This window comes from Paenibacillus sp. SYP-B3998, assembly GCF_010820665.1.
Lineage (GTDB): Bacteria > Bacillota > Bacilli > Paenibacillales > NBRC-103111 > Paenibacillus_E.
Genome location: NZ_JAAIKC010000001.1, coordinates 1 through 24,843, shown reverse-complemented (window position 1 = coordinate 24,843; position 24,843 = coordinate 1). Strand labels below are relative to the sequence as shown.

Below are 24,843 nucleotides of genomic sequence, written 5' to 3'. Positions count from 1 at the left end.
TGCTATTCCCCACCCTTCTTTCGAGGTAACGAACGCTGTGGATTTCCTACGACCACACAATCATCCGGAACATCCTTCGTGACAACCGTCCCACCCCCAATGATGGCGTTTTTACCGATTCGAACACCGGGAAGCAAGGTAGCGTTGTTGCCTACTCTCGCTCCACACTGTATATGTGGTCCTTTCATTTCATAGGGCCGGTCACCCATGTACTTGTCATTAGACATCGACACCATAGGACCGATGAAAACATCGTTCTCAATAATCGTATCGCCTGTAATATAACTTCCAGTCTGAATAAGAACCCTTTCTCCGATTATCGTTTGGATCTCTATCGTCACAGAACGTCCCACCACAGAGTCCGAACCGACCGAAACTTTTTCACGGATTGACACATGATCCCCGATAAAGACACCATCATGAATAACAGAACCGGCATATAGGACAACACAAGCGCCGACAGTTACTCCCTCTTCAATCCTCAGCGAAGGAACAGCAACAGCTTTACGCAAAATGCGTTGATTGCTTCCAGGTTGTTTACCGATCACACTATGCGGTCCAATTTTGGTTTTGGAGCCGATCACAGTCCCTGGAAAAATAATCACATGATCGCCAATTTCTGCATCATGACCAATTGTTACATCGGCATGAATAACAGCATAGATACCTACTTTTACATTTTCACCTATCTGAGCGGATTCATGGATAAATTGATTCATCGTCAGTACTCCTTTCATAGACTTTTAAACTAAGACCTATGATATCGCTCCCCCAGGCTACCCGATAGTTTATGAAATGCATGAGTATTGGGTATGGACTAGTAACTCTATGCGGAAAAAAAGGTGTACGTAAAAATATATTAAGTATTTAGCGCTATTTGTTCCCTTCTCCTAGTTAGGTCCGGATCAAATAGACGAGTTCCATATTGCTGTTGAAGATAACCAAGAGCGTTTAGTTGAGCAATAAATGCCCATTCCTCCTCCATAACGGAAGAACTCAGGAATAAACCATGTGGGAGTTTGGCAACTTTAAGTTGTAATCCTTGTGTCAAAGCAATGACTTGGGCTAAAGCAGGATTTGATAAGTGCAATGGTCCAATTCGGTGAATAGCTACAGTCTTAAAAGCGTGCGGCAACGTCAACAGCGATGCAAACCCAAGTTGTGAGGCTCCCAACATACGGTTCATGTATCGTGAAGCTTGCCATGCTAATCCCAAATCCATCAATTTACGGGGCTTCGGTCTAATCGGTGGTATTGCAACATCAGCTCCGCGTTCACATGCGTCTATAAGAGCAAGCAGAAGCTTAAAGGATATCTTTTTCCCACCGTCAACGAAGACTATGATTTCCCCTTTTGCTAATTCCGCTGCATGAATTCGGGCATTTAAGGGGCCAGACGCATCAACGAACGCAAACAATTTCTCAGCGGAGGATATCCGTTTATTTTTGTCAAACGACACCTTGGAAAGCTGCTTCTGTATGGCACTAATTTCACTTTCGTTTTGGACCATGAACACGAGAGAAATGCGCGTCTCACGATCAATATCACTCATGATTATTACGTTATTTGCAAGCGGTTTTTCGTCTATCTGAAAGGATGAATCATAAGTTGTATCATCATGCTTCATTACGTAAGCTATCGCCTCCGCATGATCCGCTAAAATCATTCGTTCCACATAATTACTTTTCCGTTTCCTTCGCATGTTTAAACGAGAGACATTGATATGAACTGCTTTTTTAATTTGCAAACCGGATAAGACTGCCCTAGCCTGTGCCAGTGGAGGAACGCACAAATTATCAATACCGATTATAGAAGCCGCTTCCTTGGTCATCGCGTGGGGAATCGAAGTCAGCGAGCTTCCTAGTAAATCCGGACGTTTCAGAAGGCGGTTCAGCATCCTTTTTGCCTCTGAGGTGGAATGCATCGTAGTTTTCGTTGTATAACCGGAATAAGCGTTTAGCGCGACGTCACAGCCACAGCGAACGGCTAGGTAAAATTTTTTTAAAATTGTATGTGAAATTGCAAAGTCCGCATCCAAAAAAAGTAAGATCGGGCCTCTTGCATGTTGCGCTCCAATCGCTCTTCCAACATCATGACCCAACGGTTCCGTAAAAGAGAGAACTCTAGCCCCAGCCTTCTTGGCTACCCTTTCGGTTTGATCTTTGCATCCGTTACAAACCACGATCACCTCTGTATAACGAGCTATTTTTTTGGCCTCGTATATAACCCTGCCGATTGATTTAGCTTCATTCTGAGCGGGTATGATAACGGATAACTGGGGCTGACTCTGAACACTTACTCGCTTTTTCTTCACTCTCTTCACGGTATTTGTCCTCATCCCCATTCCCTCCTTAAATCATCGATTTACAGGGTAGTCGTGCTTTAGAAAATAACGAAGTGCTCTTTGCCAGCTTTGGAAGCTAGGAAGTCCATGAGTCCGGATCGCGAGATCATCCAACACGCCATACTTCGGTCTAAGCATTTCACCCTCAATTGAATTTGAAATCGCGAACTTGTTCTCCGATTTCCCAAGAAGGGACTGTATTTCCTCAACGAATTCTACATGAGAGCAGCTTCCTTTATTGGATGCATGATACAAGCCGTAATGGTTGGTTTGGAGCAATGCATGGATAAAGACAGCGAGATCGAATGTATATGTGGGAGATCCCCATTTTGGATCCGCAACCGAAAGTGTTAGATTTCCCTGTAAATGAGCAACTACTTCTTTCGCAAAATTTCTACCATGACGACCGAACAACCAACCTGAACGCACAATGAAATATTGATCACAAATCATTTCTATGAATTTTTCCCCATGAAGCTTAGAGTTACCATAAACACTTAGCGGATTAGGCCTATCAAACTCCGTGTAGGGCGTTTCTTTTTCACCGTCAAAAACTAGACTTGTGCTGATATATACCAGCTTCGCACCTATTTGCTGTACGGCATAAGCAACATTACAAGTTCCGATAGCATTAACAACATAGGCGTGTTCCGGATCGCGTTCCGCATCCAAAATATCGGTTACAGCCGCTGTATGAATAATCGCATCTGGCTTCAGTTGAAGAATAATTTGCTGAACCTTCGTTTCATCGGTTATATCTAAATCACCTTTTGTCAGGCCAATCACTCTGTGATTAGTCGATAAGACCCGAAAAAGATCACAACCCAGTTGACCATTTGCGCCTGTTATCAATATGTTCAATCAGGATTTCACCTTCTTTCGAACATGTTACAATCGTTAGATTTTAGACGGGCAAATCACCCTGAATAAATCATATGCTGACTCAATTACGGAAAATTGGACAATTACCCTAAACGAGTGAAAACAATCAAATACCTATATATAAGACAAAAAAAACACCCGTTACTCTGCTTATCGCAGAATATCAGGTGCTCCAGACTCGTTAATGAAGGTGTTATTCAAATGCTTTATTACCTATAGCAATCCAGTTAATAAGACCGAACAAGTCAGGTGAGAATTTCGTTCGTGCTATTGAAATGATAGCTGAGTCCTTGAATTTTTGTTTAGCTGTAGCGTGGTAAGCAGGTGAATTGGTCATAGCTACAAGTGAATACATTTCATCGACAAATGGTTCATCGAACATAAGCAACACATCAACCATTTCCTCATGAATTTTGCACTCAAACGCTGCTAACCCATACTGCTGCATACTATTTCTTTTATTTGACGGCAGCTGAACCGTCCCAAAAGAAAGTTTGCTAGCATCGATACTCCCATTCGTGAGCTTCTCCCCCGTAATCGCTCCATCGACTACGTGCTCACCCTTTACCACCCCAAGACCCAGCTTAGAACTGTCAATGCTGCCGTTCACCAACTTCGCGCCGATCAACGTGCCATCAGCGAGGTGCATGCTGTTCACCGATCCTGCGGCTAGCTTCGTTCCATCAACAGATCCGATAGCCAAATGATCGTTGCCTACAGCACCTGCCGTCAGCTTACTTCCATCTACACAGCCTGCGGCCAGTTTTGCTCCATCCACTGCACCATCAGCCAAGTGTCCGCTGCTCACTACACCTGCCATCAACTTACTGCCATCCACACTGCCTGTTGCGAGCTTCGTGTTGGTGATGACACCAGTAGCCAAATGCTCGCTGTTGATTGCTCCTTCGATCAGTTTACTGCTATCTATGCTGCTTGGAGCGAGCTTTGCACCTATCACAGCGCCAGCTGCGATATGATCGCTGTTCACTGCGCCAGGCACTAGCTTGCTGCTATCCACACTCCCTGGGGCTAGCTTCGCGGCATCCACAGCACCGTCTACGAGGTGAGCGCCGCAGACGGAACCCAACGTCAACTTGCTGCCGTCCATACTACCCGCTGCGAGCTTAGCACTATCTACCGATCCATCAGCGAGATGATAGCCGCTAACAGCACCCGCTACCAGCTTGCTTCCATCCACACTGCCTGCTGCGAGCTTCGTGTTGGTGATGACACCAGTAGCCAAATGCTCGCTGTTGATTGCTCCTTCGATCAGTTTACTGCTATCTATACTGCTTGGAGCGAGCTTTGCACCTGTCACAGCGCCAGCTGCGATATGATCGCTGTTCACTGCGCCAGACACTAGCTTGCTGCTATCCACACTTCCAATCGCTAGCTTCGCTCCGCTAATGGCTCCGTCCATAATGTGCTCATTAACTACTGCGCTAGACACCAGTTTACTACTGTCCACACTGCCTGGCGCCAGCTTGAACCCGTCAACTATACCGTTAGCTAGATGCTCCCTACTCACAGCGCCTGCCGCTAGCTTTGATCCATCTACAGCATTATCTATCAGATGTTCACGAGCTATTGCACCTGATCTTAACTTGCTGCCATCCACACTCCCTGGGGCTAACTTCGCGGCATCCACAGCACCGTCCAACAGATGCTCATTACTAACAGCACCTGCCGTTAGCTTGCTGCTATCTACGCTGCCTGTCGCTAGCTTTGCCCCATATACGGCTTGATCCGCAAGGTGATTACCGTCCACGCTGCCGTTTGCCAGCTTCTTACTATCCACAGCGCCATCGACCAGATGTCCTGTGCTCACCACACCTAATGCCAGCTTACTGGCATCCACGCTGTTACCCGCAAGATGGTAACTGCTGATGGCACCTGACGCCAGCTTGCTGCCGTCAATGCTGCCAGCAGCCAACTTCGTGCCGAACAATGCGCCATCGGCTAAGTGGTCGCTGCTCACTGCACCTGCCGTCAACTTGCTCCCATCCACACTACTCGCTGCGAGCTTAGCGCTATCTACCGATCCATCAGCGAGATGATAGCCGCTAACAGCACCCGCTACCAGCTTGCTGCCATCCACACTGCCTGTTGCGAGCTTCGTGTTGGTGACGACACCAGCATTCAAATGTTCGCTGTTGATTGCGCCTTCCGTCAGTTTACTGCTATCTATACTGCTTGGAGCGAGCTTTGTACCATCCACAGCGCCAGCTGCGATATGATCGCTGTTCACTGCGCCAGACACTAGCTTGCTGCTATCCACACTTCCAATCGCTAGCTTCGCTCCGCTAATGGCTCCGTCCATAATGTGCTCATTAACTACTGCGCTAGACACCAGTTTACTGCTGTCCACACTGTCTGGCGCAAGCTTGAACCCGTCAACTATACCGTTAGCTAGATGCTCCCTACTCACAGCGCCTACCGCTAGCTTTGATCCATCTACAGCGTTATCTATCAGATGTTCACGAGCTATTGCACCTGATCTTAGCTTGCTGCCATCCACACTCCCTGGGGCTAACTTCGCGGCATCCACAGCACCGTCCAACAGATGCTCATTACTAACTGCACCTGCCGTTAGCTTGCTGCTATCTACGCTGCCTGTCGCCAGCTTTGCCCCATATACAGCTTGATCCGCAAGGTGATTACCGTCCACGCTGCCGTTTGCCAGCTTCTTACTATCCACAGCGCCATCGACCAGATGTCCTGTGCTCACCACACCCAATGCCAGCTTACTGGCATCCACGCTGTTACCCGCAAGATGGTAACTGCTGATGGCCCCTGACGCCAGCTTGCTGCCGTCAATGCTGCCAGCAGCCAACTTCGCACCGAACAATGCGCCATCGGCTAAGTGATCGCTGCTCACTGCACCTGCCGTCAACTTGCTGCCATCCACACTGCCTGCCGCTAGCTTCGTTCGATCCACAGCGCCGTCTACGAGGTGAGCGCCGCAGACGGAACCCAGCGTCAACTTGCTGCCGTCCACACTACTCGCTGCGAGCTTAGCGCTATCTACCGATCCATCAGCGAGATGATAGCCGCTAACAGCACCCGCTACCAGCTTACTGCCATCCACACTGCCTGTTGCGAGCTTCGTGTTGGTGACGACACTAGCAGTCAAATGCTCGCTGTTGATTGCGCCTTCCGTCAGTTTACTGCTATCTATACTGCTTGGAGCGAGCTTTGTACCATCCACAGCGCCAGCTGCGATATGATCGCTGTTCACTGCGCCAGACACTAGCTTGCTGCTATCCACACTTCCAATCGCTAGCTTCGCTCCGCTAATGGCTCCGTCCATAATGTGCTCATTAACTACTGCGCTAGGCACCAGTTTACTGCTGTCCACACTGCCTAACGCTAGCTTGAACCCGTCAACTATACCGTTAGCTAGATGCTCCCTACTCACAGCGCCTGCCGCTAGCTTCGATCCATCTACAGCGTTATCTATCAGATGTTCACGAGCTATTGCACCTGATCTTAACTTGCTGCCATCCACACTCCCTGGGGCTAACTTCGCGGCATCCACAGCACCGTCCAACAGATGCTCATTACTAACTGCACCTGCCGTTAGCTTGCTGCTATCTACGCTGCCTGTCGCCAGCTTTGCCCCATATACAGCTTGATCCGCAAGGTGATAGTTATTCACCGCGCCAAGCACGAGCTTACTCCCATCGACAGAATTCGTAGCAAGCTTCGCGCCGTCTACGGCGTTCGATGCCAGATGCTCATTTGTCACGATGCCCAGTGCAAGCTTCGACCCATTCACAGCACCAGCAGCCAGATGTTCATTGGTTACTGCACCCGCTGTCAGTTTCGTACTATCAACGCTCTCTTTTGCCAGCTTCGTACCAGTCACGGCGCCATCTGTAAGGTGCTCGCTGCTTACCGTCCGTGCTGCCAGCTTCGAACTAGTGACCACACCATCAGCTAAATGACGGTTGCTTAGCGCGCCGGCAACCAACTTGCTGCCATGAATGCTTTCATTAGCGAGTTTTGCTGCCGTAATCGCGCCATCCACGATGTGCTCGCTATTGACAGCTTTACTTGAAATCTTACGACTAGTCACGCTAAGGTCTGCCAGTTTCGCTTCCGTTACCGCATTTTCATCTAATTTCCCAGTCGTAACGGCTAGATCTTGAACAATCCATGCCGAAACGGATCCTGCTTGCAAATGCTGCGTACCTACAGAACCGTTCGCGAGCTTCGCTTCCGTTACGGCTCCTTGTGCAAGCGTCTCCTCGGTAATGGACTGTTCAACGAGCTTGCTGCCTTCCAAGCTCCGATCAGCGAAAATGCCAAGTGTAATCGATCCATAGGCTAAGTGATCGGAAGTAATTGAGCCAGACTTAATATGAATGCCATCGATGATATTTTCTTGAAGATGACGAGTGTCGATCGACATCGAGGCAATTTTACTGCTAGTCACAGCTTCTTCGGCTATTTTACTCGTTGTAATCGTCTCATCCTGCATGTGCTTTGTCGTAATCACTTCATCCGTCAGATGTTCCCGATGTATCGCCAAGTAAGCGATTTGTTCGTCTCCGATAACACGGTTTGCCACATGCTCAGTACGGATAGCATGGATACCAAGCTTATCACTGGAGACAACACCATTTTGAAGATGCTGCGTGCCGATAGCCTGCAAAGTAATGTGCGCTCCCGAAACGGATCCATCCGCCAAATATTCACTGCCAACAATTCCTTCTTGCAGATGAGCCGTAGTAATCGCATTTGGTGCAATTTTGTCCGTCGTTACACTCTCTTGCTTCAACTTGGAAGTATCTACACTGCCATCAGCTAATTTCTCTGTCGTAACTGCTCCTGTTTCAAGCTTAGCGTTAGAAATAATACGATCTGCCAGATGCGCGTTTTGAATCGCTTGTTGCGCTATATGCTTATCCTCGATAATCCCTGGTGCCAATTTGTCCGAGGTGATCGATTCATCTTGGAGTTTCGAGTTCGAGATAATATCGTCTGCCAGATGCTCATTTTGAATCACTTGTTGCGCTATATGCTTATCCTCGATAATCCCTGGTGCCAATTTGTCCGAGGTGATCGATTCATTCTGGAGTTTCGAATTCGAGATAATATCGTCTGCAAGATGCGCGTTTTGAATCGCTTGTTGCGCTATATGTTTATCCTCGATAATCCCTGGTGCCAATTTATCCGAGGTGATCGATTCATTCTGGAGTTTCGAATTCGAGATAATATCGTCTGCCAGATGCGTGTTTTGAATCGCTTGCTGCGCTATATGCTTATCCTCGATAATCTCTAGTGCCAATTTGTCTGAGGTGATCGATTCATTCTGGAGTTTCGAGTTCGAGATAATATCGTCTGCCAGATGCGCGTTTTGAATCGCTTGCTGCGCTATATGCTTATCCTCGATAATCTCTAGTGCCAATTTGTCCGAGGTGATCGATTCATTTTGGAGCTTCGAGCTCGAGATAATATCGTCTGCCAGATGTGGGTTTTGAATCGCTTGCTGCGCTATATGCTTTTCTTTGATGATCTTTTCGGCCAATTTGGCTGAGGTAATCGAAGCATCTTGGAGTTTCTCATTCGAGATAATACCGTCAGCAAGATGAGCACTCTGAATTGCTTTTGGGCTAATATGTTTATCCGCAATAATCCCATCAGCCAATTTCTGCGAGGTAATGGCTTCATCTTGAATTAAAATTGTGTATATAGCACCATCTGCTATATGTTCGGCATTGACTGCACTTGCTGTAATATGGCGACTGTGAATCGCTTCTTCAGCAACATGCTCTGCTTGAATGGAAGCTTCCTGCAAATGCTTCGATGCAATCGATTGTGGAGCTATCTTTTTACTTGTAACCGCTAAGCTCGCAAGCTCGTTCTCCGTTACGGCTTGTGATGCCAGTTTAGCAGTTGTGATAGTATCATTTTGCAAATGGGAGCCTTCCACTGCACCATCAGCAATGTGTCCCCCTACAATCTGAGCCGGCGCAATGTTGGTGCTTTGCACGCTCCCCTCCGCCAAATGCTCATTGAAGACAATGCGCGGCTGGAAATGAGCTGAGGTAATGCTTGCATTGGCAATTTTCTCTTGTGTAACTGCCTGATCTCTTATTTTATCTGCAGTAATCGCACCATCCATCAATTTGGAAGTATCAATGCTATAGTTTGAAAGATGTTTGGCTTGCACCGCTCCACTACGAATTTTCTCGGCAGTTATCGCTTGATTGTCAATAAGCTCGCTTATAATGACCAGTTCGGATAGATGCTTTGAGAGAATGGAGCCCTCTGCTAATTTCGATGAATCAATCATTTGATCAGCAAGTTTATCCGAAGTGATGCTGTTATCGAACAGTTTGCTTCCTGGGATTGAGTGGTCTTGAATTTTGTCTCCCGAAATGCTCTTATCGGCTATATGTTCATCATGAATGGCACCATCTACAATTTTATCTCGCGATACGCTTCCTACAGCAAGCTTCGATTGCTCAATTGAGAAGTCCTTAATGGCCCTTGAACCGATACTTAGTGGTTTAATTTTGCTCTCGTCGACCGCACGACTAGCAAGCTTCTCCCAAGTAACCGCTTCTTCGACAATATCGTCGGTATAGATAACAGGGTTTACAAACTTTCCCGTTTTTCGTTCAGAGAGCAGTAATAATGGAGGAGCGGGTAAAGAGGCATTAGATACATTGATCTGTGATTGTTTCGTTGGTTTGGAAGTATCAATTGCAGGGATATTTTCTGTGCTTTTCAGTTCTACTTGTGTGCCACTGCTAACCGTTGTATGACGATTCTCCACGCTATCCTGATTTGTTGGAACATCTAGCGTTTCACCTTCATCAAGCCAAAGCAGCTCATTGATACCGGAGCTAACTTTATGCAATCTAGGCTTCACCCTGCTGCTGTTGCTATTGCTCTTACGTCTACTCATAGACTCCTCTCCATTTCTATAGGAATTAGTCATTTGTAACATATTCAAACGTTGGAAGAGATGTACGTTAGCCCGAGAAAATGTGCGCACACCTAGATAAATAATCGTTTCCCCCTCATACGGCTGTACAAGTCATGCCTCGTCTCGGCTGCCTTTTCCCACGTAAAATGCTGCTGAACCCTCTGTATTCCCTGCTTTCCCATCCTTCGCCGCAATTCCTCATCTGCAAGGAGCAGCAGCAAATAATGAGGAAATTCCTCCTTTATATTCCTTGGATGAACCAAATAGCCAACCGTTCCATCAGTAATCACTTCCTGAATACCGCCTGATCTTGTCGCTACCACGGGAATACCCGAAGCCATGGCCTCCACATTAACCAACCCAAACGCCTCTCCCTCGTCCGAAGGAACAGCGACTACATCTGCAATTTGAAACCATTTGGGTACTTCAGAATGAGAAATATAAGGTATGAAACGCACATGATTAGGCATTGTATTTCCTACCCGATGCAGATTCTTCACATAATTCGTTAATCGATGCGAGCCATAAAAAGCACTGCCAATCAAGATCAACAAAGCCGTAGGTTCCTTAGTAATAATAAGCTTCATCGCGTTCAATAAGTGGTCGATACCTTTCTTAGGGATGAGCCGTCCCACGAACAAAATAATTTTACGATTTTCATAACCTAGCTGTTGCAAAAACTGATTCCTAGACTGGATTCCTTCTTCCGACCACCTTGATTTGAAACGCGATACATCCACCCCCAAATAGTGAGTAACGACTTTATGCGCATACGCGGGAGCCTTGGCCTGCACGATATTTTTCAAAAAGTCGCTATTGACGATCACCACATCAGCTGCACGCAAACAAGCCCTTAAATCTTTATTGGATATAGAAGACTTGGAAATAAATGAAGTGGAATGAAGCACTAGACTTAATCGAACCTTCGGATAACACCTGCGTAAAAAACGGACATATCGCGGTCTATTTTCTACTTGTATGATAGTCGGCTTCAGCTTTGCGATGTGTTTCCGAACCTCATCTCTATAAATGGTTGGACCGCGATAACGGACCCGTATATAAGAAACGCCATTGCGAATTTCACGAACAGGTTGATAAGAAGGTTTACGGCCAAGCACATAAACCGGCATTCGTTTGATCAGCTGACTTGCCATTTTTTCTACAACTTGTTCCACGGAACTGCTGACTCCTGATGGTATCGGAAAGGAACCTGGCGTAACAATAGCAACACTCATAGGTTTTTGACTCATCGTGCATCCCCCTTTCGGTTCATCTCCTTTCTTCTATACATATGCGGATTAAAGGGCAAGGTTTGGGCCTCTGTCCCGCTTCTCAAGGAAAGTATCAGCATCCGTACAAACAAGCCGGTCAGCTTTTCCATAAGCTGTATGCGAACCGATTCCTAGCATTGAGCCTTAAAGCTAAGGATTACGTACAAAGATTTCTATCGAAAAATGCTGAAGGAGTGAAGTAGATGGTACATCCCTACGTGGGTATTTTAGTCAACGATTCCTTGTACGCAGGCATTCCCCTAGGGAACACAAAATACGAAGCTATTCATTATTACAGTGAAGCAGGCAAGGTATATGGGGTAACACCCTGTTATTTCCGTATACAAGATGTTTTAATCGAGACGAAAAGAGCGAATGCCTATGTTCAACTGGGCAACACCTATGTTCGACAATGGATCGATTTGCCCAAAATCATTCATAACCGAGCCGTATATTTAGATCAAAGCGCTTACGATGTGCTGGAAACCTGGACGCAGTGCGGCATCGTCTTATTTAACCGTTGGAATCGTTATAGCAAGCTTCATATTCACCATATCCTTATGAAAGATGCTTTCATAAGGCCACATCTGCCTTGCACTTATCTAGCCACCATGAGTAATATGAAAATGATGATGGACACATATGATTCACTTATTATTAAGCCAACCAACTCTAGTATTGGACGAGGCGTCATGAAAATGGATCGGATAGCTAGCAAATGGAAGTTGATCTATCCGGCCACGTTCAAAATCAGCAACCGCATTTGGCGACAAATTCGCTTCCGCAAGCAAATTCCTTTAACACTGCAGCGTAAAATTCAGAACCGCGCTTATATTGTCCAGCAGCGCTTACCACTGGCTACTTATGACGGCAGACCATTCGACCTCCGAGTCTCTGTGCAGCGCGGTGCCAGTGGAGAATGGGGAATTACGGGGATCGTAGCGAAGGTCGCGTCACCTAAGCTCTTCTTAACCAATTTCGCCCAAGGGGGAGAAATACGTACGCTTTCCGATATTTTGACTACCCAATACCCACTGCTGGATCAAGAAAGCGTGTATCAACAAATGACAGACTTCGTTCTCCGAGTAGCTAAACATTTAAGCATGGAGCTGCCGCACTTAGCTGATATTGGCCTTGATATCGGCATTACACATGATGGTTTCCCCTTATTCATTGAATGCAACGGCAAAGATCAGCGCTACGCTTTCCGTGAAGCTCACCTATTGGAAGAATGGAAATGTACCTACTACAACCCGATTGCCTATGCCAAATATTTATTAGACGGAGGAATTCCTGTCTACTAAATCAAAAAACCTTTATTCCCCAAGCGCCAGAATGGCTCAGGGAATAAAGGTTTTTCACTTGCGCAAATACGTATCCAGCACACGGCGAACGGCCGTATTGAGCGACTCAATATCAGGCGGACGAACAACCTCGTCTGTTAATTGGTATCTCTGTTTCAGCTTCATAATATGAACAACGCTTTGATCGACTATGTCCATCGGAATTCGTTTCTCTTCAACGGCTTTGCGCAAAGCTTCAACAACCGTAACGACTTTATCGTAGTCGTGTCCGACCAAAACTACGTTGGTGCCAGCCAATACAGATTTCACTGCCGCTTCGCCAAGCGCGTAATTTTTAATGATTGCCCCCATTGTCATATCATCCGTCATAATGACTCCTTCGAAACCTAACTCCTTCCGTAATAAGTCCGTCATGATCTTCTTTGATAGGGTGGCGGGATATTGATCGTCTACTTTGGGCAACAAGATATGCGCGACCATGACAGCATCGGCCTGCTGCTTGAATGCTTCAGCGAAGGGAATGAATTCGAGCTTCCTTAGACGGGTCAGATCATTTTGTACAATGGGAAGCCCAACATGGGAATCGACCGATGTGTCACCATGACCAGGAAAGTGCTTCACAACCGGAAGTACGCGCTGTGCTTGCAGCCCTTTCATCGTCTGAATCCCCATCGTACTCACAATGGCAGCATTCTCTCCGAAAGATCGATCACCGATAATTAGATTTTTCGGATTGCTATTAATATCAAGATCAGGTGCGAAATCAACATTCAAGCCGTATGCGCTTAGCTCTTTCCCAATCAAACTACCGACACTATAAGCGAACTCCTTACTATTCGCATTGCCAATTACTTTGTTCGGTGGGGTTTTGACGATTTCATCGGGAAGACGCGTTACTCTCCCCCCCTCTTCATCTACCCCTAACCAAATAGGTAGTCTGTTCGCCGTATTTTTTTGCTTCAGCCCATTCACCAACTCCGTAAGCTGGCCCGTATTCTTCACATTCGTTTTATACAAAATGATTCCACCAACATAATACATTTCAATAAGCTCGCGCGTTTGTTGGTTCATCTCATAACCATCGATACCAGCGAATATCAACTGCCCGATCTTCTCATGAACCGTCATCTGTTCGAGCTTAGCTTGAAAAGCATCGACTGTAGGAGGCGAGGCAGCATGCACAGCTTGAGATGGGACGGGAGAAGGTGGAAGAGAAGCATGTCCCGTTGAACCGCCTTCTAAATCTAAACATCCCGCTAAGAATATCAAGCAAACACACCCTCCCAAGCTGCCTTTCATGAATAAGCGATCCAAACGACGCATCATTTTCACCTGCTTGCATGTGATTATTTGGAAATCTTCTTTCAATAGACGTAAGTCTTGGAGACTTAGTTGCAGAATTCTCAGTCTCTTCTCAATTGCTTCAAAGTCCAGTATTGCAGCATATAAATACCGTAGCTGCCCAAGTATGCTCCGCTGAGCAGAAATAGGTTATTTTGAAAAACAGCGTGGATATTGGTCATAAACACTGTCTCATCGTGTATAATTCGGTAAATCGCCACCACACTAATCATACCAAATACATAAGCACACACAACGGCCACTCCATAATAAATAACTTGCCAAGAACGAAATAGCCAAGCACCTACCAACATCGCCAAAGGTACGATTAGGACTAGCAGCACAAGAAATACAACCATTTCTTAACTCACCTCTATCGATTTGTTCATCTCTAAAGCTCGTATCCACAATCTACGCTTAGCATTGACGGTTTCCTGAATGGAAATACTTTTCAAACTTAATGACATTTATCAGTTCACTATGCTATGATAATTGCATGAATAAAGCGTTTACATTTGGAATAAAGGCAGCCCCGCACGAAAGTCGGGTACGCAAAGCCACGGGTCTACGGCGCAGGATTTTGAAACAGCGCTACGATAGCCGGGTTACCCTAATCAGACGATTCTCGTCGCCTGTTTAGGGCGGCTTTTTTGCTAGGTTCGGCCCCATTCATGAACAGGAAAAGAGGTTCGTCTATGAAAAAGGATGTCGTTCTGCAGAATTCGCTGCCCCTGGTTGCCGCTCTAGAACAAATTGCGCACTGCAAATCCTGCACAAGCATTTCTGAACATGCCTCAAGAACTCCAATTAAATGCATCAAATATGCCGGTTCCCTAGTAGCGATATCCGTTAATCTGGCCACGTGCCATACCTGCGGGGACTATAAGCCACATTAAAAGAATCCAAAGAATCCATCGAAAACAGCCGCTAGGCTGTTTTTTTCTTAGGCACACGACCCTCTTTCCCCCCAATCGACAATTGATTCTTTTTTCTTTCTGTGGCAAGATTATCAAGAACCTAACCATGATAGAATGAACAGGAGTTATTCACTTATGTCCAAACCGTTTTTCCGATTGCTGACTGAGCTGTCTTCACGCAAGTGGGTGTCGCAATTGACTGGAGCTTTTGCTAAATCCAAAGCAAGCCGTCTTTTCATTACGCGATTTGCCCAAACCTATGGTATTCGTATCGAGGACGCTGAGAAGCATATCAAGGAATATACCTCTTTGAATGACTTTTTCACACGACGATTAAAGCCGGGTTTACGCCCTATTCATGAGGATACAACTCGTGTAGTTAGCCCCGTAGATGCGGCGATTACTGGTATTGGGGACATCAAGGACGGACTTATTCTAAATGTCAAAGGCCAAGACTATACGATTGAAGAATTGCTGAACCGTTCGCCTCGCACCGTTAACTATAAGAACGGTTTCTATTTCGTTCTGTACTTAAGCCCTACGGACTACCATCGCATTCATTCTCCGATTACGGGCGACGTGTTGGAGAAAGAGCACGTGCCAGGAAAAGTATATCCCGTGAACGAATTTGGTCTTCGTCATATGCGCAGAGTGCTAAGCCGAAACGAAAGGCTGATTACGTTCATGCAGCATGAAGCAGGGGAAGTTGCGGTCGTAAAGGTAGGTGCCCTGAATGTAAGCAGCATCCAATACGTGAAGCCGCTGCCTAATCATCTAGAACGGGGACAAGAGTTGGCCTACTTCGAGTTCGGCTCGACGGTAGTTTTGCTTTTCGAAGATGACATGTTTAAGCCTCGCACCGATTTGCAACTCGGATCCAAAGTAAAAATGGGAGAAGAACTCGGCTTCTTTATAGAGAAATAAAATCCGGGCTCCCAGAGGGAGAGTTCCATGGCTTCAACAACTACAACGTCTCCGAAACCTGGCTCACACGGGCTGCAAGGTGCCGGGGATGTGAAACCTACCGTTTATCGCATTCTTTTTGCAATTAGTCTTGTTCACTTACTTAATGATTCCATTCAATCTGTCATTCCAGCCATCTTCCCTATATTGAAAAGTGAAATGGGCTTAAGCTATACGCAAGTTGGCTGGGTGCAGTTTGCCATTAACTTCACGGCATCAATCATGCAGCCCGTAGTCGGGTTGTACACAGACCGTAAGCCTTCACCTTACATATTGCCAATTGGCATGTTTTCCACCTTAATTGGGATGCTTTTGCTCGCCTTTGCTCCTACCTACTGGGTTGTGTTACTCTCCGTTTGCTTCGTTGGTCTAGGCTCCGCTGCCTTTCATCCCGAAGGATCACGCGTCTCCCATATGGCCGCAGGCGGTCGTAAAGGATTAGCGCAATCGATTTTTCAAGTCGGCGGTAATGCCGGGCAATCACTTGCCCCCATTATGACCAAATGGATCTTCATTCCGCTTGGGCTGTTCGGCTCCATTTGGTTTACAGGCGTAGCCGCGGTAGCCATTGCCGTACAGTTGTACATCGCCCGATGGTACAAAGTTGTCTTACAGACAACACCTGTGAAAGCTAAAGCCACTATACAGCGTGCAGTAAGCCCTCAGCGGCGCAAACAAGTCATGTTCGCTATCTGCATGCTCATCTTCCTCGTCTTCGTCCGCTCGTGGTACGGAGCAGCGATGAGCGGTTATTTCGCCTTCTTTTTACAAGATAAATATGGATTAACAATCGACCGCGCGCAGGATTTTATCTTTCTCTTTTTAGCCGCTGGTGCGATTGGCACATTTTTCGGTGGTCCGCTTGCAGACCGTTTTGGCCGTAGAAACGTAATCTTCTTCTCGATGTTCGGGTCTGCGCCATTCGCCTTACTCTTACCCCATGTGAACTTTACTTGGGCGTACATCTTGCTCGTCGTCATTGGAGTTATTCTATTATCCAGCTTCTCGGTAACCGTCGTCTATGCTCAAATGCTGTTCCCTGGCAAAGTCGGAACTGTATCAGGCCTCATTACCGGGCTCGCCTTTGGTATGGGAGGCATCGGGAGCGTCGTGTTAGGTAACCTATGCGATGTTATCGGTACAACTCGTGTGATGGAACTATGCGCTTTTCTGCCTCTGCTTGGACTACTGACTTTCCTGCTCCCTTCAGATCGCAAATTGAAACAATGGACAGAGGAAAGCAGCGCTTAATAAATGAGCGAAACATCAAAAAAACCTTAAACTGCAAGCTGGGCAAACAGCTTGTCGTTCAAGGTTTTTTTGATGCTTGCACAACAATCGGTTCCTTCGTAATCTCCTTAAATCATGACCGTAAAACCAACTAACTGCAAAATGCCGAAAAAAAAGCAAGATGAGGTCCTTGAGTTCAAAATGCCGAAAAAAAGCAAGCAGGGGTCTTTCCCTCATCTAAGGGTAGTAACCAAGCTGCTTGCCATTGTTTATCTATTATTTTCAGGCTTAGTCGTGGATGCCATCCTGCAGATCACGAGGATTTCTACGTCTAGCTACACCAGATTCGTAAGCGGCATCCATGACGGCTTCGCGAACCTTCTCCACAACGGACTGATTAAATACGCTCGGAATGATATAGTATTCATTCAATTCATCATCATTTACGACAGATGCAATAGCTTTAGCCGCTGCTAGCTTCATTTCCTGAGTAATCCGTGAAGCTCTGCAATCTAGAACACCACGGAAGATACCTGGAAAACAGAGTACGTTATTAATTTGATTGGGATAATCGGAACGTCCAGTTGCCATTATTCTGACATAAGGCTCTGCTTCCTCTGGCGCAATCTCTGGAGTCGGATTCGCCATCGCGAACACGATTGGATCAGACGCCATACTCTTTACGTCTTCCACTTTCAAGACGCCAGGACCGGATAATCCAATGAAGATGTCTGCTCCCGCAATCACATCAGATAGCTTACCTGTTTGCAAGAAAGGATTCGTGTTGGCTGCATACCAATCCCATGCCGAGTTCGTATAGCTTTCTCCACGCACAATCGCACCTTGACGATCCACGCCAATTACATTCGTCACGCCAGCAGCCAACAGCATCTTGGTACAAGCGATACCTGCTGCGCCGATCCCCGTAATGACCACTTTGCATGACTCCAACGGTTTGCCAATGAACTTAACCGCATTGAGCAGCCCCGCAAGAATAACGACTGCTGTACCATGCTGATCGTCATGAAATACAGGAATATCAAGTTCTTCGATTAAGCGTTCCTCGATTTCAAAGCAGCGCGGAGACGAAATATCCTCCAGATTAATGCCCCCAAATGCAGGCGCAATGGCCTTCACCGTACGAATGATTTCTTCCGTATCCTGCGTATTCAAACAAATAGGGAAGGCATCTACACCTGCCATCTGTTTGAACAGCATCGCTTTCCCTTCCATGACAGGCATTGCAGCTTCAGGGCCAATGTTGCCTAACCCTAGGACAGCTGTGCCGTCCGACACGACAGCAACCGTATTCCGCTTGATTGTCAGCGAGTGTGCCTTCAAAGGATCTTCATGAATAGCCATGCAAACGCGAGCAACTCCCGGCGTATATACACGAGACAGGTCGTCCCGGTTTTTAATCGGCATCTTTGGCGTCACTTCAATCTTACCACCCAAATGCATCAAGAACGTTTGGTCAGAAACATTAATCAACCGTACGCCTGGAATCCCGTTTAATGCCGCAACAATCGATTCCGTATGCTCTGGATCGTTAACTTTAACCGTAATATCGCGTGTCGTTGTCGTTTTACTCGCACGTGTCACGTCGATCGCAACAATATCGCCACCAGCATCTCCAATCGCTGTTGCGATTTTCCCGAATGTTACTTGCTCTTTATGCATTTCCAAACGCACAATTACACTTGTGCCTCCACCGTTCAATCCTGCCATTAAAAGGATCACTCCTAAAGAAGAAATTAATTAACCACATGTTGATAATAGCATAGAAAATGAATGCTGCCAAAAACACCTCTATTCCATAAGGAAACACGGTACTCTTCACTGCTAACTTTCTTGACTCTCCTCCCACACTTTGCGCATCAGCATCACCCCACTGCACATCTCCTCTTCGGTCAGATGTGCAAATCCAAAGCATGCCCCCTCACGCTGATCAGGCAGGCCATAGAACCCGGCATCGCTCCAAACGATGCCGACTCGCCGACACGCGGCTGCATAATCTGTATAGGCCTTAGGAGCGCCACGCCACCAGCCAAACAGATGCAGCCCGGCATCGCTGTCCACCCATTCAAAAAGGGTGGACAGCTGCTCCTGCAGCAGCGCCTGCAGGAGGAAGAACTTGCTCGCGTACAACCTTCGCATGCGGCGCAGGTGACGCTCATAGCCACCGCTCGCCATGAACGCGGCTAGCGAGCGCTGCTCGAGCAGTCCCGAAGGATGCGGCTCGAACAGCCTCTTTGCAGCCACGAACGCGTCGTGCAGCGCCTCTGGCAGCACAACATACCCGATGCGCAGATCCAGCAGCATCGTCTTGGAGAACGTGCCGATATAAACGACTCGGCCCTCTTGATCCAGCACCTTGAGCGGCTCAATCGGTCGCCCTCGGTGCCTGAACTCGCTGTCATAGTCATCTTCGATGATGACAGCTCCTTGCTCTGCCGCCCAGTGCAGCAGTTGGCGGCGGCGCTCTAGGCCCAGAACCGCCCCCGTAGGGAACTGGCGGCTCGGCGTCACAAACAGCAGTCGCGCGTCCCACGGCTGAGGCACAAGCCCGCCCCCGTCCACCAGTCCGGGGACGGGTACCCCACCAGCCGCGCGAACAGCGCGGCTAGCTCCTTGATAGCCAGGGCATTCCAGAATGACTGGATCGCCATCATTCACAAGCACATGGGTCAGCAGCGCAATTGCCTGCATCGACCCATTGACAATAACGATGCGTTCTGGTGACGCATCGATCCCTCGCATCCGCCTCAAGTGCTGTGCGATCGCCTCACGAAGCGCGTAATGCCCCTCGGCGACGTAAGCCTCCTCCTGCGGCGACTCTGTCATCCGCCGCACCTGCTCATACATACAACGATTCCATATCTCTCGTGGAAAGCCATCCATATGCGGATGTCCCACAGTAAAAGAAAACTGTTTCTTTTGCCCTCCCTCAAAAAAACGCTCTCTTTCATGCCGCTGCCTCTGCTCTTGTTCCTGCTCTTTCTCTTGCCCTAGTTTCTGCTCTAATTCCTGCTCCTGCTCCTGCTCCTGCTCCTGTTCTTGCTCTAGTTCCTGTTCTTGCTCTTGCTCTAGTTCCTGTTCCTGTTCCTGTTCCTGTTCCTGTTCCTGCTCTAATTCTTGCTCTTGCTCTATCCCCTGCTCTTGCACTTCCTCTTGATAGTGCTCCTGCCCTTGCGCCTTATCTAATCCTAGCCTCTCACCGTACCCTTTCTCCTGATGCACTGCACCTGTTCCCCAAATTGGCAGCTCCCGTTCACATACACGTTTTCCCCAATTGGATAGCGTTATTGCTTTCCCTCCTGAACCCTCTCGACTCTCCCTCCCACCTGTATAAACAACGAAAGTTCCTTTCCCCACATCTGCCTGCAAATAACCTTCAGCGATGAGCATTTCATAAACTTGATTAACAGTCCCCCGCGATAAACCATACATTTTAGCTAGCTCACGACTAGAAGGAAGCCGCGATTGCAGTTTCAACTTATTTTGCAGAATTCCATCATGCAAAGCATGATACAAAGCACTGTATTTGCTTGGATATTTAACTTGATAAGTAAGGTAAGGAATATGAAAGTCCATCCATTATAATCTCCTATTTTTATTTCAAACCAAATTGGTTCTAATAAATTTACGATTATTGGATCTTTTTATCATTCCAATAATTCGATATGCTATCTAAAATCTCACAATAATGGCACATTGACAAGGAGTAAATTTATAATGAACATTGAACCCGTTATTTTAGAAGGTACTCGTGTCGCTCTATTGCCTATGGAAAAATCCCATCTCTCTGGACTTGCTGAAGCTGCAGCCGATCCACTTATCTGGTCGTATATGACACCCCTTCTTCAAATAAATGATGTCGAAAATTTCGTCCATCAAGCATTGGCCGAGCACCAATCAGGACATGGAATTCCCTATACCGTATATGACAAACAATTCGATAAAATCGTTGGAAGCACGCGTTTCTTTGACATTTCACTGGAGCATCGACATCTTGAAATTGGACAGACTTGGTATAACCCTAGTGTCTGGAGAACCCGCGTTAACACAGAATGTAAATATTTGCTGCTGCGTCATTGCTTTGAGTCATTAGATCTGCTCCGTGTACAAATTAAAACAGACCTGCGCAATATTCGTTCTCAAACAGCAATTGCACGAATTGGCGCCCATAAAGAAGGCATTCTAAGACAACATCGCGTCCTCCATGACGGCTATATTCGCGACACCGTTATTTTCAGCATTCTCGATTCAGAATGGCCTAACGTAAAAAGCAAGCTTGAGGGCTACCTCTAAATCAAATTGGAGCTTACACTCCAGCAGAAAAAATTTATTTAACGCAGTGACGTACTCATAGGAAAATGATATAATAACACCAAAAAATGAATAGTTCATTGGAAGGAATGACCCACTCTTATGAATCCACTGGCACGACAGTTAAACGAGACCTTGGAACGTGAAAATCCTCACGTGTATGAAATGCTTTCAGCTTTAGGCAAATCGATTTACTTCCCAAAAGAAGGCATTCTCAGCCAATCAGCTGAAGCGAAAGCCAAAGCCAAAAAATACAATGCGACCATCGGTATTGCTATCGAAAATGGACAGCCCATGCATCTGAAGGTCATCCAAGATACTCTCTCCACCTACGCGCCAAAAGATATATATGAATATGCTCCACCTGCTGGGAAGCCAGAGCTTCGGACGGCATGGCGTAAAAAAATGCTCGAAGAAAATCCAGATATTCAAGGTAAGCTGATTGGTAATCCGATCGTGACTAATGCCTTGACACATGGCCTCAGCATAGCTGCTGATCTGTTCGCAGATGTGGACGATGCAGTAATAATTCCCGATAAAAACTGGGAGAATTACGAACTGACGTTCGAAATTCGACGTGGTGCAAAAATCGTAAACTATCCACTATACAATGAGCAACAAACATTTAACGCTGTTGGTCTTCGTGAAGCACTTTTCGCACAGAAATCCAAAGGTAAAGCGATTGTCGTCCTAAACTTCCCGAACAATCCTACCGGCTACACGCCTGGCGCTCAAGAAGGCCGTGAAATCGCCGCAGCAATTAAAGATGCTGCTGAAGCTGGCATCAATGTGGTTGTACTGACTGACGACGCTTACTTTGGTCTCTTTTTTGAAGGTTCGCTTCATGAGTCCCTGTTCGGTCAATTGGCAGATCTACATCCACGAGTGCTTGCTGTCAAAATCGACGGTGCTACCAAGGAAGAGTACGTTTGGGGCTTTCGGGTTGGTTTCATTACCTATGCAGGTAACAGCGATGCCTTATTAAGCGCACTTGAACAAAAAACGATGGGTATCATTCGTGCGACAATCTCCAGCGGTCCACACCCTTCACAAACGTTCGTCCTGCACGCATTGAATTCACCTGAATTCGCCGCACAAAAGCAGGAGAAGTACGAAATCATGAAAGGCCGTGCGAACCGTACAAAGTCAGTCCTAGATAGTGGGAAATTCGACGATGTATGGGGCTATTACCCTTTCAACTCTGGCTACTTCATGTGCCTGAAGCTTAAAACTGTCAGTGCTGAGACCTTGCGTGTCCACCTCTTAAACAAATACGAAGTTGGCACTATAGCGCTTGGAGAAACGGATCTACGAGTTGCCTTCTCTTGCATTGAAGAAAGCAACATCGAAGAGCTCTTTAACATCATTTATCAAAGTATCAAAGATATTGAATAAATGACTGCCAAATAAATAGTAATCCAACATAAATAGCCCAATCTAACCTCTGTTAGATCGGGCTATTTTCGATTTGGTAAATCAATCTCGACCTGCCACCAATATACTGAATTTACGAATAAAATAGAAAAAAGCCCTGATTAATCAGGACTACTCTCTGGGATGCGGTCGGGGGGATTTGAACCCCCACGCCTTGTGAGCGCCACCCCCTCAAGATGGTGTGTCTGCCGTTCCACCACGACCGCGTATAAAATACTGAGGATCTAACTAAACTCATTGTAAAATCAAAAAGGGCGGACGACGGGACTTGAACCCGCGAATGCTGGATCCACAAACCAGTGCGTTAACCCCTTCGCCACGACCGCCACAGTAGGGGTTTTGTTCCCTGAAAACTAGATACGAAACTTACGTAAAGCGTGAATCGCTTGCTGCTTGTTACCACAGCCGCTCTGCTTCTTAGGAAAGCATTCTTGGTTAAGCCCTCGACCGATTAGTATTCGTCAGCTGCACACGTTGCCGCGCTTCCACCTCGAACCTATCAACCTCGTCGTCTACAAGGGGTCTTACATACTGGGAAATCTCATCTTGAGGGGGGCTTCGCGCTTAGATGCTTTCAGCGCTTATCCCCTCCGTACATAGCTACCCAGCTATGCCTCTGGCGAGACAACTGGTACACCAGCGGTACGTCCATCCCGGTCCTCTCGTACTAAGGACAGCTCCTCTCAAATTTCCTACGCCCGCGACAGATAGGGACCGAACTGTCTCACGACGTTCTGAACCCAGCTCGCGTACCGCTTTAATGGGCGAACAGCCCAACCCTTGGGACCTACTTCAGCCCCAGGATGCGATGAGCCGACATCGAGGTGCCAAACCTCCCCGTCGATGTGGACTCTTGGGGGAGATAAGCCTGTTATCCCCAGGGTAGCTTTTATCCGTTGAGCGATGGCCCTTCCATTCGGTACCACCGGATCACTAAGTCCGACTTTCGTCCCTGCTCGACTTGTAGGTCTCGCAGTCAAGCTCCCTTATGCCTTTGCACTCTGCGAATGATTTCCAACCATTCTGAGGGAACCTTTAAACGCCTCCGTTACATTTTAGGAGGCGACCGCCCCAGTCAAACTGCCCACCTGACACTGTCCCCATACCGGATCACGGTACCAGGTTAGAACTCCGATACGATCAGGGTGGTATCCCAACGTCGCCTCCACCCAAGCTGGCGCTCAGGCTTCAAAGGCTCCCACCTATCCTGTACAGATCGTACCAAAGTCCAATATCAAGCTGCAGTAAAGCTCCATGGGGTCTTTCCGTCTTGTCGCGGGTAACCTGCATCTTCACAGGTATTAAAATTTCACCGGATCTCTCGTTGAGACAGCGCCCAAGTCGTTACGCCATTCGTGCGGGTCAGAATTTACCTGACAAGGAATTTCGCTACCTTAGGACCGTTATAGTTACGGCCGCCGTTTACTGGGGCTTCAATTCATAGCTTCGGGTTGCCCCTAACCACTCCTCTTAACCTTCCAGCACCGGGCAGGCGTCAGCCCGTATACTTCGCCTTGCGGCTTCGCACAGACCTGTGTTTTTGCTAAACAGTCGCTTGGGCCTTTTCACTGCGGCCCCCTCGGGCTATTCACCCTACCGAGGCACCCCTTCTCCCGAAGTTACGGGGTCATTTTGCCGAGTTCCTTAACGAGAGTTCTTCCGCGCGCCTTAGAATTCTCTTCTCACCCACCTGTGTCGGTTTGCGGTACGGGCACCTTCGCCTGGCTAGAAGCTTTTCTTGGCAGTGTGAACTCATGACCTTCGGTACTTAAAATTTCCCTCCCCATCACAGCCCAGCCTTACGATGTGCGGATTTGCCTACACATCAGCCTCACTGCTTGGACGAGCATCCATCAGCTCGCGTCACTATCCTTCTGCGTCACTCCAT

14 protein-coding genes, 2 tRNA genes, 1 rRNA gene and 1 riboswitch are annotated in these 24,843 nt (G+C 47.2%); of the genes, 5 read left to right on the top strand and 12 right to left on the bottom strand.

Annotated features, from left to right (window positions below; genetic code table 11):
• Positions 1-2: 2 nt before the first annotated feature.
• The 5 genes from GK047_RS00085 to GK047_RS00065 all read right to left on the bottom strand — a co-directional run bounded on the left by GK047_RS00085 (position 3) and on the right by GK047_RS00065 (position 11,416).
• Positions 3-737, bottom strand: coding sequence for an N-acetyltransferase (locus GK047_RS00085; protein ID WP_240343719.1), 735 nt, complete (start codon positions 735-737; stop codon positions 3-5).
• Between the two features lie 122 nt (positions 738-859).
• Positions 860-2,338, bottom strand: coding sequence for a glycosyltransferase family 2 protein (locus GK047_RS00080; RefSeq protein ID WP_163940028.1), 1,479 nt, complete (start codon positions 2,336-2,338; stop codon positions 860-862).
• An 18-nt stretch (positions 2,339-2,356) separates the two neighbouring features.
• Positions 2,357-3,205, bottom strand: coding sequence for a dTDP-4-dehydrorhamnose reductase (gene rfbD, locus GK047_RS00075; protein ID WP_163940027.1), 849 nt, complete (start codon positions 3,203-3,205; stop codon positions 2,357-2,359).
• Between the two features lie 214 nt (positions 3,206-3,419).
• On the bottom strand, positions 3,420-10,145 hold the full coding sequence (locus tag GK047_RS00070; RefSeq protein WP_163940026.1) for a WIAG-tail domain: 6,726 nt from the start codon (positions 10,143-10,145) through the stop codon (positions 3,420-3,422).
• A gap of 92 nt (positions 10,146-10,237) precedes the next feature.
• Positions 10,238-11,416, bottom strand: a complete 1,179-nt coding sequence (locus tag GK047_RS00065; protein WP_163940025.1) for a glycosyltransferase family 4 protein — start codon at positions 11,414-11,416, stop codon at positions 10,238-10,240.
• Positions 11,417-11,640: 224 nt separating this feature from the next.
• Here GK047_RS00065 and GK047_RS00060 point away from each other — a divergent pair, with 224 nt between their 5' ends.
• Positions 11,641-12,741, top strand: a complete 1,101-nt coding sequence (locus tag GK047_RS00060) for a YheC/YheD family endospore coat-associated protein (protein WP_163940024.1) — start codon at positions 11,641-11,643, stop codon at positions 12,739-12,741.
• Positions 12,742-12,795: 54 nt separating this feature from the next.
• On the opposite strand, the gene nagZ is transcribed toward GK047_RS00060, so the two are convergent.
• Both nagZ and GK047_RS00050 read right to left on the bottom strand, forming a co-directional pair.
• Positions 12,796-14,010, bottom strand: coding sequence for a beta-N-acetylhexosaminidase (gene nagZ / locus GK047_RS00055; protein WP_163940023.1), 1,215 nt, complete (start codon positions 14,008-14,010; stop codon positions 12,796-12,798).
• A gap of 134 nt (positions 14,011-14,144) precedes the next feature.
• Positions 14,145-14,441: a transposase gene (locus GK047_RS00050; protein WP_163940022.1), complete on the bottom strand. Its 297-nt coding sequence runs from the start codon at positions 14,439-14,441 to the stop codon at positions 14,145-14,147.
• Positions 14,442-14,597: 156 nt separating this feature from the next.
• Positions 14,598-14,695: riboswitch (cyclic di-GMP riboswitch) on the top strand.
• A 439-nt stretch (positions 14,696-15,134) separates the two neighbouring features.
• Between GK047_RS00050 and asd the strand changes: the two genes are divergently transcribed.
• Both asd and GK047_RS00040 read left to right on the top strand, forming a co-directional pair.
• Positions 15,135-15,923, top strand: a complete 789-nt coding sequence (gene asd / locus GK047_RS00045; RefSeq protein ID WP_163940021.1) for an archaetidylserine decarboxylase — start codon at positions 15,135-15,137, stop codon at positions 15,921-15,923.
• A gap of 27 nt (positions 15,924-15,950) precedes the next feature.
• The gene (locus GK047_RS00040; protein ID WP_163940020.1) at positions 15,951-17,213 is read left to right on the top strand and encodes an MFS transporter; all 1,263 of its coding nucleotides are present in this window, start codon (positions 15,951-15,953) and stop codon (positions 17,211-17,213) included.
• Between the two features lie 267 nt (positions 17,214-17,480).
• Here the strand turns inward: GK047_RS00040 and GK047_RS00035 are convergent, their stop codons facing one another.
• Both GK047_RS00035 and GK047_RS00030 read right to left on the bottom strand, forming a co-directional pair.
• Positions 17,481-18,920 carry an NAD-dependent malic enzyme gene (locus GK047_RS00035; protein WP_163940019.1) on the bottom strand — a complete coding sequence of 480 codons (1,440 nt, stop codon included), beginning with the start codon at positions 18,918-18,920 and terminating at the stop codon, positions 17,481-17,483.
• Positions 18,921-19,034: 114 nt separating this feature from the next.
• Entirely contained in the window at positions 19,035-20,786 is a 1,752-nt protein-coding gene (locus GK047_RS00030) for an aminotransferase-like domain-containing protein (protein WP_163940018.1), read from the bottom strand.
• Positions 20,787-20,924: 138 nt separating this feature from the next.
• Here GK047_RS00030 and GK047_RS00025 point away from each other — a divergent pair, with 138 nt between their 5' ends.
• Together GK047_RS00025 and GK047_RS00020 are read left to right on the top strand one after the other, a co-directional pair.
• Entirely contained in the window at positions 20,925-21,503 is a 579-nt protein-coding gene (locus GK047_RS00025; RefSeq protein ID WP_163943455.1) for a GNAT family N-acetyltransferase, read from the top strand.
• Between the two features lie 120 nt (positions 21,504-21,623).
• The gene (locus GK047_RS00020) at positions 21,624-22,916 is read left to right on the top strand and encodes an aminotransferase class I/II-fold pyridoxal phosphate-dependent enzyme (protein WP_163940017.1); all 1,293 of its coding nucleotides are present in this window, start codon (positions 21,624-21,626) and stop codon (positions 22,914-22,916) included.
• Positions 22,917-23,079: 163 nt separating this feature from the next.
• Here GK047_RS00020 and GK047_RS00015 read toward each other — a convergent pair.
• The 3 genes from GK047_RS00015 to GK047_RS00005 form a co-directional block, all read right to left on the bottom strand.
• Positions 23,080-23,161, bottom strand: a tRNA-Leu gene (locus tag GK047_RS00015).
• Positions 23,162-23,208: 47 nt separating this feature from the next.
• A tRNA-His gene (locus GK047_RS00010) sits at positions 23,209-23,281 on the bottom strand.
• Positions 23,282-23,386: 105 nt separating this feature from the next.
• Positions 23,387-24,843, bottom strand: a 23S ribosomal RNA gene (locus GK047_RS00005); the annotation flags it as partial.

What these genes read in the sequence shown, in the direction of transcription:
- GK047_RS00085 (WP_240343719.1), bottom strand. Translation starts at nt 737, where the DNA reads ATGAAAGGAGTACTGACGATGAATCAATTTATCCATGAATCCGCTCAG.
- GK047_RS00080 (WP_163940028.1), bottom strand. Translation starts at nt 2,338, where the DNA reads ATGAGGACAAATACCGTGAAGAGAGTGAAGAAAAAGCGAGTAAGTGTT.
- GK047_RS00070 (WP_163940026.1), bottom strand. Translation starts at nt 10,145, where the DNA reads ATGAGTAGACGTAAGAGCAATAGCAACAGCAGCAGGGTGAAGCCTAGA.
- GK047_RS00065 (WP_163940025.1), bottom strand. Translation starts at nt 11,416, where the DNA reads ATGAGTCAAAAACCTATGAGTGTTGCTATTGTTACGCCAGGTTCCTTT.
- GK047_RS00060 (WP_163940024.1), top strand. Translation starts at nt 11,641, where the DNA reads ATGGTACATCCCTACGTGGGTATTTTAGTCAACGATTCCTTGTACGCA.
- GK047_RS00050 (WP_163940022.1), bottom strand. Translation starts at nt 14,441, where the DNA reads ATGGTTGTATTTCTTGTGCTGCTAGTCCTAATCGTACCTTTGGCGATG.
- asd (WP_163940021.1), top strand. Translation starts at nt 15,135, where the DNA reads ATGTCCAAACCGTTTTTCCGATTGCTGACTGAGCTGTCTTCACGCAAG.
- GK047_RS00040 (WP_163940020.1), top strand. Translation starts at nt 15,951, where the DNA reads ATGGCTTCAACAACTACAACGTCTCCGAAACCTGGCTCACACGGGCTG.
- GK047_RS00035 (WP_163940019.1), bottom strand. Translation starts at nt 18,920, where the DNA reads ATGGCAGGATTGAACGGTGGAGGCACAAGTGTAATTGTGCGTTTGGAA.
- GK047_RS00030 (WP_163940018.1), bottom strand. Translation starts at nt 20,786, where the DNA reads ATGGACTTTCATATTCCTTACCTTACTTATCAAGTTAAATATCCAAGC.
- GK047_RS00020 (WP_163940017.1), top strand. Translation starts at nt 21,624, where the DNA reads ATGAATCCACTGGCACGACAGTTAAACGAGACCTTGGAACGTGAAAAT.